This is a genomic window from Chloroflexota bacterium, assembly GCA_018829775.1.
Taxonomy (GTDB): Bacteria; Chloroflexota; Dehalococcoidia; order Dehalococcoidales; family RBG-16-60-22; genus E44-bin89.
On the sequence record JAHJTL010000038.1, the window covers coordinates 1 to 14,371 of the forward strand.

The 14,371-nt window shown below is 50.3% G+C and carries 13 protein-coding genes; 4 read left to right on the forward strand and 9 right to left on the reverse strand.

Going from position 1 to position 14,371, the window contains the following annotated elements:
• Both KKD83_03965 and KKD83_03970 read left to right on the forward strand, forming a co-directional pair.
• A partial coding sequence (locus tag KKD83_03965) for a hypothetical protein (GenBank protein MBU2535309.1) occupies positions 1 to 282 on the forward strand: 282 nt, incomplete at its 5' end.
• A gap of 269 nt (positions 283 to 551) precedes the next feature.
• The gene (locus KKD83_03970; GenBank protein ID MBU2535310.1) at positions 552 to 1,481 is read left to right on the forward strand and encodes an FRG domain-containing protein; all 930 of its coding nucleotides are present in this window, start codon (positions 552 to 554) and stop codon (positions 1,479 to 1,481) included.
• Positions 1,482 to 1,548: 67 nt separating this feature from the next.
• Here KKD83_03970 and serS read toward each other — a convergent pair whose 3' ends face one another.
• Together serS and lysS are read right to left on the reverse strand one after the other, a co-directional pair.
• Positions 1,549 to 2,796, reverse strand: a complete 1,248-nt coding sequence (gene serS / locus KKD83_03975) for a serine--tRNA ligase (GenBank protein ID MBU2535311.1) — start codon at positions 2,794 to 2,796, stop codon at positions 1,549 to 1,551.
• Positions 2,797 to 2,919: 123 nt separating this feature from the next.
• Positions 2,920 to 4,413 carry a lysine--tRNA ligase gene (gene lysS / locus KKD83_03980; protein MBU2535312.1) on the reverse strand — a complete coding sequence of 498 codons (1,494 nt, stop codon included), beginning with the start codon at positions 4,411 to 4,413 and terminating at the stop codon, positions 2,920 to 2,922.
• Positions 4,414 to 4,669: 256 nt separating this feature from the next.
• Between lysS and KKD83_03985 the strand changes: the two genes are divergently transcribed.
• Positions 4,670 to 4,993, forward strand: a complete 324-nt coding sequence (locus tag KKD83_03985; GenBank protein MBU2535313.1) for an NIPSNAP family protein — start codon at positions 4,670 to 4,672, stop codon at positions 4,991 to 4,993.
• A 525-nt stretch (positions 4,994 to 5,518) separates the two neighbouring features.
• Here the strand turns inward: KKD83_03985 and recO are convergent.
• The 7 genes from recO to KKD83_04020 all read right to left on the reverse strand — a co-directional run bounded on the left by recO (position 5,519) and on the right by KKD83_04020 (position 11,928).
• Positions 5,519 to 6,283: a DNA repair protein RecO gene (gene recO, locus KKD83_03990; protein MBU2535314.1), complete on the reverse strand. Its 765-nt coding sequence runs from the start codon at positions 6,281 to 6,283 to the stop codon at positions 5,519 to 5,521.
• Between the two features lie 9 nt (positions 6,284 to 6,292).
• Positions 6,293 to 6,928, reverse strand: coding sequence for a class I SAM-dependent methyltransferase (locus KKD83_03995; GenBank protein ID MBU2535315.1), 636 nt, complete (start codon positions 6,926 to 6,928; stop codon positions 6,293 to 6,295).
• A 178-nt stretch (positions 6,929 to 7,106) separates the two neighbouring features.
• Positions 7,107 to 7,889, reverse strand: a complete 783-nt coding sequence (locus KKD83_04000; protein ID MBU2535316.1) for a hypothetical protein — start codon at positions 7,887 to 7,889, stop codon at positions 7,107 to 7,109.
• Between the two features lie 29 nt (positions 7,890 to 7,918).
• Positions 7,919 to 8,530 carry a recombination mediator RecR gene (gene recR / locus KKD83_04005; protein ID MBU2535317.1) on the reverse strand — a complete coding sequence of 204 codons (612 nt, stop codon included), beginning with the start codon at positions 8,528 to 8,530 and terminating at the stop codon, positions 7,919 to 7,921.
• Between the two features lie 21 nt (positions 8,531 to 8,551).
• Positions 8,552 to 8,857, reverse strand: a complete 306-nt coding sequence (locus tag KKD83_04010) for a YbaB/EbfC family nucleoid-associated protein (protein MBU2535318.1) — start codon at positions 8,855 to 8,857, stop codon at positions 8,552 to 8,554.
• Complete coding sequence (dnaX, locus tag KKD83_04015) at positions 8,854 to 10,554, reverse strand: DNA polymerase III subunit gamma/tau (protein ID MBU2535319.1); 1,701 nt, start codon at positions 10,552 to 10,554, stop codon at positions 8,854 to 8,856. Before dnaX ends, KKD83_04010 begins: the two co-directional genes overlap by 4 nt.
• Positions 10,555 to 10,749: 195 nt before the next feature.
• Positions 10,750 to 11,928, reverse strand: a complete 1,179-nt coding sequence (locus tag KKD83_04020; GenBank protein ID MBU2535320.1) for a tubulin/FtsZ family protein — start codon at positions 11,926 to 11,928, stop codon at positions 10,750 to 10,752.
• A 265-nt stretch (positions 11,929 to 12,193) separates the two neighbouring features.
• Here KKD83_04020 and KKD83_04025 point away from each other — a divergent pair, with 265 nt between their 5' ends.
• The gene (locus KKD83_04025; GenBank protein MBU2535321.1) at positions 12,194 to 14,362 is read left to right on the forward strand and encodes a hypothetical protein; all 2,169 of its coding nucleotides are present in this window, start codon (positions 12,194 to 12,196) and stop codon (positions 14,360 to 14,362) included.
• The last annotated feature ends 9 nt before the right edge of the window (positions 14,363 to 14,371 follow it).

Consider the following 14,371-nt stretch of genomic DNA (forward strand, 5'->3'; position numbering starts at 1 on the left):
ATCTGCGGAATGATCGAGGAGGAGGAAGGATTCCGAAACCTGCTGGAGATTCTGACGGTAGATGGGATGGACTTTTTCAAGTTCGGTGTACATGACATTTCTCTGGACATGAAAGTGCCGGGTCAGTTCGACCATCCGAAGGTCAAACGAGCCATCGAAAGGGCAACTGAGCAGATACATACTGTGGGTAAAATGGTGACTGACGACGTGATGTGGGAGGGCACCGTATCGGACCTGTTCCTGAATGCAGCTAGAACATTCGCGGTCAAGGACAGGGGCTGAAATTAGAAAAGTTAACAATTCAAGCAATTGTTATCTTATACTAACATTATAACTGGACTCCTTTTCGGGGGGCAGGTCAGCTGCTGACAAATTTCAAGACCGTCACCATAGGCCACTCGGACACCCCTCCGGACTAGAAAGTATTATACTAGAGAAGGAGGGGGATTTCTATTTAAAGCAAGTCAAGTTGGTGATTTAATAACTAAGGGGACTTCCAAACCCATAGTCCATAATAGATTGAACCAAGTCGTTTCCGCTATACTAGAGGTATGATTCCGTTAGAGAAACATAAGGGTGAATGTGCTTCTGTTTATAGCGGCTTATACAAACGTTGGGAGGATTTTAATACACCGATATACAAGGCTAATAAGGAAGGAATTCGATCAGTGTCAGAATTCCAACAAGCCATTAATAACCTACGATATGCGGAAAAACTAGATCCGAAAATACCAGAATTTGTTTATAGGGGAGAAGGAAAAACATATAAGACATATCTACAGCCAGTAATTATTAGAAGATGTCATAACCTCTCACCACTAAAAAAGGGTAATCATATCACATCTAAAGAAGTCAACGAGATTTACAGATTTCAAAGGTCTAATACTGGTAAATCATTCGCGAAGTACATATCTGAGGAAGCGGTAGATTGGGCACATCTCACCCAACACTACTGGGAAGAAGGAGACTACTTAACTAGGTTATTAGATGTAACTAAAAATGAGTTGGTCGCTTTGTATTTTGCATGTTATAACAAGAAGTACTTTGATCAAGATGGGTGGGTTTTCATATTCCCCAGAGACTCATATAGGCCACAAACAAAACCGCTTGACAGTATTACTTGGAAAGACATCGAACAAGGTATACCGAACTCTTATTTTGAATTGTATGAGGATAATGAGAAACAAGAACTGCCTCATAATGTGCCCGTTCTATATGAGCCTATTGCATCCCCCAAGTTGGTTGATGTTGATAAACGGTTAAAGGCGCGGTTAGGTGCATTTATTTGGTGGCATCCTTTAGTAGAGTTAAATAAGCAGAGTTACTTTTGTGTTCTGATTTGCGGCGAGGCGAAGAAACAAATAAAAAAAGAATTATTTCAACAATTCAATATATATAATGGCTCTCTATTCCCAAGAAATAGCGCATTAATTAATCATCTAGAAAAAACTATTTGTTGGATAAGATACCATTTAAACTAGTTTGGTTATAATTATTCTTTTCCTCAAGGAAACAGCGGTGTAGTGAACCGCTGTTCAAAATAGGTAGCTATCTGATCACCTTCTCCCCCACCATCGGCTGCAGCACCTCTGGCACCAGAATGGTGCCGTCTTTCTGCTGGTAGTTCTCCATGACGGCTATCATTATCCGCGGCAGGGCCAGGCCGGAGCCGTTCAACGTGTGGACGAACTGGGGTTTGGAGTCGGGGGTGGGGCGGTAGCGGATACTGGCTCTACGTGCCTGGAAATCGGTGCAGTTGGAGCAGGAGCTGACCTCAAGCCATTCCCCGCAGCCGGGGGCCCAGACCTCGATGTCATAGGACTTGGCCGAGGCGAAGCCGAGCTCCGATGTATTGAGCATGGAGACGCGGTAGGGCAATTCCAGCTGCCGGCAGACCTCCTCGGCGTCAACGACCATTTTCTCCAGCTCGTCGTAAGATGCCTCCGGCTCGGTGAACTTGTAAAGCTCCACCTTGTCGAACTGGTGGCCGCGCTTGATGCCGCGCGTGTCCTTCCCCGCCGACATCTTCTCCCGCCTGAAGCAGGCGGTGTAGGCAACGTAATTAAAGGGCAGAGTACCCGAAGGGATAATCTCTTCGCGGTGGAGATTTGTCAGAGGCACCTCCGCCGTGGGCACGAACCAGAAATCATCCTCAGGGTCGTGGTAGAGGTTATCGGCAAACTTGGGCAGCTGGCTTGAGCCGATGAGGCACTCGCGTCTCACCATGAACGGCGGGTAAATCTCATGATAGCCATGTTTCCCCGTATGGAGGTCAACCATGAACCAGATGAGGGCGCGTTGGAGTCGGGCACCCAGACCTTTGAGCACGTAGAATCTTGTCCCCGACAGCTTCACGCCGCGCTCAAAGTCTATGATGTCCAGCGTTTCACCGAGCTTCCAGTGGGGAGCGGGGGTAAAGCCGAACTTTTTCGGCTCTCCCCACGTCCGCACCGCCACGTTGTCTTCTTCGCCTTTGCCGACCGGCACGGAGGGGTGGGGAACGTTGGGCACCTGCAATAGCAGGTCCTCAAGCTGGCCATCCAAGCCCTTCACCTCTTCCTCAAGGTCGCGTACAGTGGCACGCAGGTCGCGCGCACCCTCGGCGGACTCTTTATCCGTTTTTCTTTCCCTGGCGGCTTCCTTGCGGGTGTGTCTGAGGTTCTCCAGTTCGAGTATTTTCTGCCGGCGCTCAGCGTCAAGTTTAAGTATATCGTCAATGGGGGCGCTGTCCTGGCGGTTTTTCAGCGCTTCCTCAACGGTCTTGGTATTTTCACGGATAAATCTCAGGTCAAGCATGGATTTCCTCTTCAGTTACGATTATTGTCATCCTCACCCCTTTTGTCCCCCTCTCCTTTGAAGGAGAGGGGGAATGGTTACATAAGAGGGGCTTCGCCCCTCTAGAACTCCCTTTCAATTTTATTATGGTTTTTCCCTGAGCTGCGGGAACAGGATAACCTCCCTGATTGATTGCTGGTTGGTGAGCAGCATCACCAGGCGGTCGATACCAACTCCCAGACCACCGGCCGGGGGCATGCCGTATTCCAGGGCCAGCAGGTAGTCCTCGTCAATGGTCCAGCTTTCCTCGTCTTTCTCGTGGCGCTCCTTCTTCTGCTGGACAAAGCGCTGCCGCTGCTCCTGCGGGTCATTGAGTTCAGAAAAAGCGTTGGCGATTTCCATGCCGCCGGCAAATGCTTCAAAGCGCTCCACAACGCGGTCCTCCCCGGGCTTGGTCTTGGCCAGCGGCGACATCGATACCGGGTAGTCCTTGAGGAAAGTGGGCTGGATAAGGCTCGGCTCAACGAAGGTGGAGATAAGTTCGTCCACCAGCTTGGCCCAGTTTTTCTCCGGGTCGACCTTAAGCCCGAGGGCCTTCATTTTGTCCTTCATCCGGTCCCGCAGGCCGTCGGCGGTGGGGTACGTGACGAAGTCAATGCCGCTGTACTGCTCAACGGCTTCGCGCAGGGTGAGGCGTGGCCAGGGAGGCTTGAAGTTTATACTATAATCGCCGTATTTAATCTTGGTAGTGCCCATCACCTTTTTGCTCACCCAGGCTACCATTTCCTCGAGCATATCCATAACGTCGTTGTAATCGGCGTAGGCCTGGTAGCTTTCCAGCATGGTAAACTCGGGGTTATGCCTGGTGGAGACGCCTTCATTACGGAAGATGCGACCCAGTTCATAGACCCTGTCCAGTCCCCCGACGATAAGTCGCTTGAGGTGGAGTTCCGGCGCGATGCGCAGATAGAAGTCCTGGTCGAGGGCATGGTGATGGGTGACGAAGGGTCGGGCCAATGCTCCCCCGGGCGATGGCTGTAGCACCGGCGTTTCCACTTCAATAAAGTCGTGCTCGTTGAGATACTGCCGTATGGCATTGATGACCTGGCTGCGGGTCTTGAAAGTTATCTTGGTCTCCGGGTTGCTGATGAGGTCAAGGTAGCGCTGCCGATATCTCGTGTCAACATCGCTGAGGCCGTGCCACTTTTCCGGCAGCGGCTGCAACGACTTGGCGAGCAGGGTGAACTGCTTCACGCCGACGGTCGGCTCGCCGGTCCTGGTACGGATTACCTGTCCTTGCACACCGATGAAATCACCGATATCCAGTTCCTGGAAAAGCTGGCCCTGCTCTCTGGAAAGTTTATCTATATCTTGAAAAAGCAGCTGTATCTTGCCCGAGCCGTCGTGGATATCCGCGAAAGCGCTTTTCCCCATCCGCCTGATGGCCATAATCCGCCCGGCAACGCTGACCTGCTTCTCTTCGGCCTGCCCCGCCTCGTGCTGCTCGAGCAGCGCAATAGCCTCCTGGGTGGTATGGCTGCACTGGTAGCGGTGCGGGTAGGGATTGATGCCCTGTCCACGAAGCCGTTCCAGCTTCTCACGGCGCTGCTGAGTTATGCGGTTCAGTCTGGTCGCCATTTCTGCACCTATAAGACAGTCAGTTTCGAATCAAACGAGTGTGTATCCATTTTCCATCACAGTATAGCACAGCCAGTATTAGCCCTGAAATAGAGGCGGGTGAGGGAATACCTCAAGCCCGCCTTACTTATTACAGGATTCAGCTTGACAGGACGAAGTCAGCCTAGTAAAGTTTCTATAACTCAGGTGTGCCATAATCGCTGACGACGCACAATAAAAAGTCTTTAAAACGGAGGAAAATAAGGAGGTTCAGGAAATGCTTTATGAACTAAGGGTCTATGAGATTATTCCGCTTAGAATGAAGGACATCAATGACCGATTTGCGAGGCATACCACGAGAATCTGGGAGAGGATAGGTATTCGCCCCGTAGGTTTCTGGGAGAACGTAATAGGTCCAAGCAACACACTGACTTATATCCTTGCCTGGGAGAGCCTCAAAGAACGCCAGGAAAAGTGGGATGCTTTTGTAAGTGACCCCGAATGGCTCAAGGTGATGGAAGAAACACATAAAAATGGATCGATAGTCCTTAAAAGTACCAACACGATTATGCGGCCAACATCCTACTCACCCATGCAGTAATCTGAGGTTCTATAAAGCCTTGTATTGTGACGTAATGTCGAGTACAGTAATGCAGAGCACTTTCTAACGCATCCGTCCCTATTTACCACGCACAAATCTGACGTGCTATACCCCTCACTTGACCAGTATCATTACTGACACATTCCATACCCCTATTTTGCCACTGTACAGGCCTCTGGAAGCCTCAAAACAGGCTGTGGCATTGACATAGCTATACAAGATACAACACTGATATAATGACAACGTGCTAGATAATCAAGAAAAGCAGCATTTTTCAAGTAGATGCAAGGCCTGTAATACAATGATTGCTTGGCCTTATACAAAGCCAATTCCGAAAATATGGATATGCCACCTCTGTGGTAGAAAAAACTACTCGAAGCCCAAACCCGCTAAAAAGAATAAACCTTAGAGCAAGATAGTAGGTTTAACCCTCACGCCACGCCCGCAATTCCAGAATATTTTCTGCCATATTTACCATAAAAGGCCATTCCAGAATTCTGGTAAAGGGTTGAGTGTCGCGGCAGATTATTTCATCTGCTCCCGCAGCGTATCCAGCCAGGCGGCCGACTTAACTTCCCGTTCCAGGAGGTATTTGAGGTAATTGCTGATTACTCGATTCAGCTCCCGGGAAAGCCCGGCATCTATTTTCAGACGGTCGACCGCGCTATAGTCGCTGTCCTGAAGAAGGCGCAATACCTTCTGCGCATTGACGGAAAGCGGGTAGCTTGACGGATGGTTTACAGCGCAGTCCGGGCACAGCATACCACCGGAACCGGGGCTGAACGAGTTGTCCACCGGTTCCAGCGGTTTCTGGCAGGAAACGCACTGCTGAAGTTGAGGTCGGTAGCCGACTTCATCGAGGAGATGTAGTTCAAAATAGCGCAATGCCAGGTCTCTATTGCCTGTCAGACATAGCTGCTCCATTGTTGCCCGCAGTAGCTGGAACAGGGCTAAGTTTTCAACGCTGTCGGCGGTAAACTGGTTGACCAGTTCAATGGCGTAGAGCCCGCAGGAGGTGAGCCAGAGGTCGCTTTTCAGGGGCAGGAAGCCGTTGATGGTCTGGCTGCCGATGATGGTATCCAGATTGCGCCCTCTGGCCAGTGAAACCTGGCTGTAGGTAAGGAGCTCCAGGTGTCCAGCCATCTTGCTCTTTGTTTTGCGGACGCTTTTGGCAAAAGCCTGTATCTTGCCGAGGTGCGGCGTGTAGAGGGTGAAAATGACATCGGCCTCCCCCAGCTTGGTCTTTTTGATGATGATGGCTTCTGTCTGATAGGTACGCGACTTTGACATTCCAACACTCTACCCGGGTTTCCGTGCCAGAATATATAGAAGGACGTGAGTGTGTGGACCTTCTCCGTGGTTCTCCGTATCTTCGGCGATTCCTGACTCAATTATCTGAAAATCTTTAAAATAATCGCGCAGTTCGGCTTCGGCAAAGTAATGCACCGGTCTTCCTGGTCGGCTTTCAAAGGTGTTTTTTTCCACTTCCTGGCCCTTGCCAAAGCTCGGCTCTTTTTCCGAGAAAACAACGAAGAACAGTAATCCGTCGTCTCTTACTTTATCGGCGCACTGCTTTAAACATAATTTTCTCTCTTTCTCACGGAAAAGATGCAGGACATTATAGCAGTATATGGCATCGTATTGCTCAGGAGCGAAGGACATGTCCAGGGCGGAGCCGCTGCGAGTCCTGGTCTGCGGGTCGTATTCCCTGGCCATTTCAGAGGCGACCTCTGATATTTCAATGCCGGTAACATCAAAGCCGGATTCCGAAAAAAGTTTTGTATTTCGTCCGTATCCAGAACCGGGAACCAGAATCCTTTGCACTCCATTTTTGCGAAATATCTCTACTGCACGCGCGGCGGTCTGGCTCGGTGATGTGCCCCACACATAGCCCTCGTCCTGAAACCGCTTATCCCAGTAAGTTTTCTTATCCATAATTGAATTCATATCTTCCTTGAAGGTAAAAATTATGATATTAGTATGAAATCATAAGAAGAATGCAATTTGTTGTAAGTCGCGTACCGTTGTTAAGCCAAACCTTAAAATTCCTGCCTGCCCTCAAGGGCTCGGGTCAGGGTAACATCTTAAATTTTAGGTTTGTATTTGAAATTACCTATCTATTTACCTTTATGTTAAAATCGGCTAGTACTGATTCTAAATCGGTAGCTAGTTCAGGCGCACCCTCTTTTATAAACTTGTACTCCTTGAGGGCGAGCTTATCATTGCCACTGAAATGCTCGCCATAATAAGAAGTAGGTGGGGATTGTTTGTGAAGATAATAAGTAGCTGCATAGCAACCCGCAAGATGAAAGTGAGCAGGAATACAATCAGGCGCGATACGTAGGATCTTCTTGTATGCTTTTGTTCCGTCTTCATTGTTGATAATGCAATGTATCTCCGCAGCCATTAATAATAGTTCAACTTTGTCATCTATATCGCTTGCCAGATTTGCAGCTTTCTCTAATTCCTTCATTGCCACTTTTCTATTGCCATACTCGTAATCCGCAAAACCCTTACGCTTTAAGATAGATGGTTCCTCAGGGTCTGATTCATCCGCAAACATTACCCAAGAGCCTCCTGGAAATATTGATGAAGGGTATTCCTGGTGTATCCTTCGTGCATTTGAGTAATGAATCATACCAAGACCTGCGTGAGCAAGGGGAAGAGATGGATTAATCTCTATAGCTCGCTTATAAAGAGAAGCAGCTTTGTGGTCGTTATATCTGCCACCTAAACGGTATTGACTATTCGCATACAAGCATAAGACGAAGTAATCGTTCGGATTTCGACGCAGTTCCGTCCAACAAAGGCAGCTTGCGCGTCTATAATGTTTTTTATCAAAGGCACGAACTGCTTGTTTAAGTAACCAGCTAGGATTATCTGGAAGTTCCTGCAATTTAGTACACTTCCTTTGTTTATGCTTAGCTAAAATTCCTGCCTGCCCTCAATAGCCTGCGTGAGGGTGACGTCATCCGCGTATTCAAGTTCGGTGCCGAAAGGCAGCCCGCGTGCAAGACGGGTAACCCTGATACCCAGCGGCGTTATCAGGTGGCTCAGATACATGGCGGTCTGCTCTCCCTCAAGGTTGGGGTTGGTGGCCAGGATAATTTCCTTCACCGAACCGTCTTTAAGTCGGTTCATCAGTTCTCTTACCCTGATATCCTCCGTGCCGACGCCTTCGGTGGGGGAAATAGCACCGTGTAAAACATGATACATTCCGTGATAAATACCCGTGTGCTCTATAGCCAGAATGTCCTGAGGCTGCTCAACAATACATATCTGGCTGGGGTCACGCTTGTCATTGCGGCAGAGGGAGCAGGGGTCAGATTCGGTTACGTTAAAACAGGTCGAGCAGAGGGTTATCTTGCGCTTCAGGGAAAGTATCGCTTCGGCAAGGAATTTGCTCTGCTCATCACCGGCACGCAACAGATAGAAGACGATACGCTGGGCACTCTTCGGCCCGATGCCGGGCAGTTTATTGAACTCCTGAATGAGATTATCGATTACATCAGCATGGGGAAGAACGTTCTGCTCCAAGGCTGTATCTCCTTCAACTGCTCAGGTTAAACCGGGAATTTTGAAATCGCCGGTGAGCCCTCCGAGGTGCTTGGTCGCCAATTCCTGGGACTTGGCCAGGGCTTCACTGACCGCGGTCAGTACCAGGTCTTGCAGGAGTTCAACGTCTTCCGGATTGACCACCTCTGGTGATATTTCGACCGACTGTATTTTTTGCTGCCCGTTCATGGTGACTTTAATGGCACCACCCCCAGAACTGCCTTCGACGGTCAGGCTGCTCAATTCCTCCTGAGCCTGGGCCAGTTTTGCCTGGAGTTTCTGGGCCTGTTGGAACATGAACTTGTTCATTTCTCCTCCGATTCAATTATCTGGGCACCTATCTTCAGGGCTTCTTCGATAAGGTGGTTTGCCTCCGGCTCATGGACGCAGCGAACGCGGCAGGCACGACCCAGGAAGTTGCTGATTATCTGCTCCGCTATCTGCTGATTGTCCGTCTTCTCCATATTTTCCTTGTGCAGCGGGAACTTGAACGACAGGATAATGGTATTATTCTCAACGGCTTTCGGTTTGGCACTTCTGAGCAGGGCGGCGGCGGGGGTTCGGCTCATGCTGGATGGGGCGTCACGGATGAATTTCAGCCAGTTCAGTTGCAGGTTTTCAATCTCCTCACCACCGGCTTCAGTGGGGATTGACGGGGCAGCTTCGGTCGAAGCCGGCGCAGGCGCTGGTTCTAATTCTGATTCTGGTTCCGGTTCCGGTTCACCTTTTTCCTCTTCCGGTTCTGGCGCTGGGACTGATTCTATTGCAGGCGCCGGTTCTGGTTCAAGCTTCTGCTCCACCGCTGGTTTGCGGGGAAGCTCTTCTTTAGCCGCTGGCTTTTCTGGTGAGAGTGGTGGCGTTTCTGTGACCACCGGTTTCATCGGCTGGCGTGCTTCAGGTTCTGCCTTTACCATCGGCGGTTCTTTGGCGGAAGGCAGGATTGCGTCCACCAGCGCAAGCTCCAGCGGCAGCGTGGAATAATTATCGAGGCCGAGGTCAAGCTGCCCGAAGAGCTTTACCGCCTTTAATATCTGAGATAAGGAAGCCTTGCCGGCCAGTTCCTTCAATTCTTCAATGTCCTCGGCGGGCAGGTCTATCGATTCGGCAGAGCCGGTTTTCACCAGGAGCAGCGCCCTGAGATATGCCACCAGTTCGCGATTGAACTGGCGCAGGTCAAGGCCATCGCTGTTGATGCCGTTTATGGTCGATACCCCGGCGGTAACATCGTTATTGACAATGTGCCTCACCATCTCTTTGGCTCGCCAGTCGCCGGTGATGCCCAGGATTGTCTGGGCCTGCATTAAGGTGACTTTTTTACCGTAGTAGGTCGTTAGCTGTTCCAGAAGGTTTTCCGCGTCTCGCAGGCTGCCGGTAGCGGCCCTGGCGATGAGCTTCAGAGCCTCTGGCTCGATTTTAATGGTCTCTTTCTTGCCGATTTGGGTCAGTTTGGTCACCACATCGTTCTGGGATATGCGTCGAAAATCAAAGCGTTGGCAGCGCGACATAATGGTGGGGAGGACTTTATGCACCTCGGTGGTGGCCAGGACAAAGATGACATGCGGCGGCGGCTCTTCAAGGGTTTTGAGCAGCGCATTGGACGCACTGGTACTCAGCATGTGTACTTCATCAATGATATAGACCTTGTAGCGTGCTTGGTTTGGCGCGTAATTGACCCTTTCTCGGAGGTTCCGGATGTTGTCCACGCCGGTATTGCTGGCAGCGTCGATTTCGATGACATCCAGGGCTCTGCCTTCGGTAGTTGCCTGGCACATCTCACAGGAATTGCAGGGTTCGCCCTTGCCTTCATTGGTGAGACAATTGACTGCCTTGGCGAGAATGCGTCCAGTACTGGTCTTACCGGTACCGCGAGGTCCGCAGAAAAGGTAGGCATGAGATACGTGGTTGCTAATCAGGGCATTTTGCAGCGTCTTGGTTACCTGTTCCTGGCCGACCACTTCGGCCAGGGTCTGCGGACGCCACCGACGGTAAAAGACCTGGGAAGCCATTTTATTTATTATAACCTATCTGTGGTGGTGTTTCTAGGCAGTCGCTGTCCGCTATAAAGTCAAGTTCTGAACATTAAACACCAGTGGTCCAGCATTGCGCTAATGTTCCACGTAGTTAAAAGAATAAAAAGCCAGCTTTACTCAGACGAATTTTGATTCTCCTTCCGTAAAGCTGGCTTGTCGGTCTAGTTTGTTTCAGGAGAGCAGGGAGGGTATATCTTTGGAGGCATCTTCAATGGCTCTCAGTCTGACCTCGGTTTCTTCCTGCCGCTTCTTGAATTCAGGGATAAGCTGTGTAGACTGGGTATAGTAAGTCCTCACTTTTTCCACATCGCTTAGCTCGGACAGGATGACGGTAACATCGAGCATGCCTCTCTCGCGTGGATAATCGCCGTTTCTGATCAGAGCTTCCGGCGCAATATCCCTCATGTAATCCCCGAGAGCTTTGACCATATCCATGTTCATCTCTTTGCTTGGTGCCGAGATGAGGTACAGGGCTCGCTTTGAATCCACGGGATTACATTTCAACGACAGCTCACTAATAGCCTCATCCATAGCCTGGACGCCCTTAAGGGTCTCATCGCCTTTGGCCCTGAAATCGCGCCTTGATTCACGGCGGAACCTGATTAGAGGAATATCTGACTTGCCGTATCCGATTACCGTCCAGCCAACCAGCGTCTGGATGATATCGCCGGCGTCAAGCACCTTTGAGGCAATGTACTTGGCTTTCTTTTCCTCCCCGGCACACAGCATGTTGTAAAAAGGCTCCGCGATCATGGAATTTATTTTTGAAATATTACTTTTGATCGAAGAATCCTTGCGGACAAATCTCTGGTTATCCACCAGAAATATAGCATCAGCCACAGAGTAGGACGATTTCAAGCAGGTGGCGGCATTATATATGGTTCTGTCCTCGGTGGTTTCTTCATGCTCAAAGGGAAGAACAATGAGGTTGTAAATTGGCTTGTCAGCATAGCGTTCTTTAATGTGCTGTGTCATCACTGAGATTGCCCCGGAACCGGTGCCACCGGCAGCGCTGGCAATAAACAGGAATGCGTCTGTCTCAAAGAACCGCTTCGTGGTCCTTATCGCATCGATTACCTTGTCGCCGTCCTCTCGGGCGATTTCAGCGCCGAGTTCATTTATTTTACCCACGCCATGGCCGCCGGTCTTACGACTACCGATGAGGATTCTATGCTGGTAGTCCTTTCTGATGTTCGTGAGCCCACTCAGGTCAGCAGCATCGGCATTGACCGCATAACAACCGGTGATTATCTCAATACCACGCGAGCTTTTTGCCTTCTTATTCAATCGGGCGAACTCATCCGCTATTCGACCACCGCACTGTCCGAAACCTACAACTACTAGTTTCATAACCCACCTCTAAATATAATGATAGAGTTTAGTTATTTTAAGCACACTTATGGTATAATGTCAATCTCTTCACCTAAAAGAGCCGCCGATATTCCTGGTAATAAAGTACCTGGCAATAATGTAATAGTGGGCGCATAAAATGAAGCTGGCACTGGGCTGGTCAATGGGTCATTTTTTGTTCAGGAAGCCTTATTTTCCACAAAAAATGTTGAAAAACTATAATACCTATATTAGAATTGTGTAAAACAATCTGGTGTGGGGGTTAATGGCAAGAGAAGCACCATCACAGGAAGTACTGGATGACGCCGGGCACGATATTAGTGACCTGGAAAAGGCAGTTGCCCGAACGGAACAGCTGGGTCGCGCCGCGATGGAGGCGACAGAGGCGACTACTCAGGCTGCCCAGAGGGCGATAAAACGCGCGGAGCAGATCAGCCGGGAGGCGAAAGAAGCCGCCGAGGCCGCCGCTAGGGCAGCTGAAGAGGCGATACAGCGTGCGGAAGAGGTAAACCGGGAAGCTAGAGAAGGCGCCGAAGCAGCCATTAGAGCTGCAGAAGAGGCGATAAAACGAGCTGAAGAAACTGCTCATACTCCGAAGGAAGCAGCCAAGGCAATTACAAAACGTTTTCAGGAAGCCATCAACCGTGCCGAAGAGATAAGCAAGGAGGCCATGGAAGCGGCGGAGGCGGCATATGTTTCCTCAGAGGAAGGGCTGAATCGGGTCAGTGAGATAGGCAGCGAAGCCAAAGAAGTTGCTGAGTCTGCAGCCAAGACGGCTAAAGAGGAACTTGATAAAGCTGAAGAAGCTGGTCGGACCGCCAAAGAAGCTGCCGAAGAATCCATCCGGATAGCCAAAGAAGCTGCCGGCAAGGCAGAGAAAGTCAACCGTGAGGCCAAAGAAGCTGCTGAGGCATCGGTAAAGGAAGCTAGAGAAGCCGTTGCCAAAGCGGACAGAGTCAGCCGGACGACAAAGGAAACGGCTGAGGCAGCGTCAAAGGCAACTCAGGAAGTAGCACTCAGGGCGGAGAAAATAAGTACCGATGCTAAAGGACTTGCCGAAACATCATTGAGAACCTCACAGGAAGCCATCATCCGTGCTGAGGCAATAAGCAAAGATATGAGATTGGCGGCAGATAATTCTGGCAGGGCTTCACGGGAGGCAATAGGCAGAGCCGAGGTAATAAGCAAGGAAAATAGGGCAGCAATAGATGCGGCCACTATGGCTACCAAAGAGGCTGTTGATGCTGCAATTGCAGTCTCCAGAGAGGCGGCGGAAACATCGTCCCGGGAGTCCCAGAAAGCGACCAGCCGGGCGGAAGACATAAGAAATGAGATAAAAACAGCGCATGACGAGCTAGTTAGGGCCTTTGAGGAGGCGATTGACCGTGTGGAGGCGATGAGCAGCGAGACATTGGAGAAAGCTGAGGAAGCGGTCAGGACCACGCGGGAAAGAGCTGAGAAATCAGCCATAGCCTCAGAAGAGGCGATAAGTCGGATAGAACAAATTAGTCAGGAAGCCAGGGTAACCGCCGAAGCTTCTGCCAAGGCAACCCAAGAAGCCGCTGAGGAGGCGATTAAAGTTGCCCAGGAAGCTGCTGAGGCATCAACCACTACCTCGCAGGAGGCGATAAGTCGAGCTGAAGATATTGGACGGGAAGCTAGGGAAACCAACGAAGCGGCAGCACATGCAGCTCAGGAAGCAATTGAGGAAGCAATGCGTATTGCCAAAGAGGCAGCGGAGGCGGCGACCGCAGCCTCTCAGGAGGCGATAATCCGGGCAGAGGCAATCGGCAAAGAAACCAAAGATACGGCAGATGAATCGATCAAAGCAGTCAAAGAAGCTACTAGGTTGGCTACCAGAGTCGCTAGAGAGGCGGCCGAAACTTCGGTGAAAGCCTTTGAAGAAGCGATAAGCCGGGCAGAGACAATAAGTCAGGGGACAAAAGAGACAACTGAAGAGTCTGCGAAGGCAGCCAAAGAGGCTACTGAGGCCACGGTACGTGCTGCCAGGGAGGCAACCGACGAGACGACACGGGTTGCCAAAGAGGCAGCGGAAACGGCTATAAAGGCATTTGAGCAGGCCATACTCCGTGTTGAGGCAGCCGGTAAGGAAGCAAGGGACGCAGCGGAAACATCATTCGAGGCTTTTGAAAAGGCGATCGGCGAGGTAGAGGAACCTCGTGAAGAAGAGGAGGTTGCTGAGGTAGCTGGAGAAACTGATGAGGAGACGGCTGAGGCATCACTCAAGGCTTTTGCCCAAGCAATTGGTAGAGCCAAGGAATCCAATGTGAAGGGAAAATCAAAAGCAGTACGAGGCAAAGGGAAGGAAAAGATAGAGGCGCGTTTGGACTTTCTGGCACGAATGTATGAGACCAAGAAAAACGAATCGGACGGTGAAGATAATATCGCGGAGGATGAAGGGACCGGTAAATAAATCACTCAG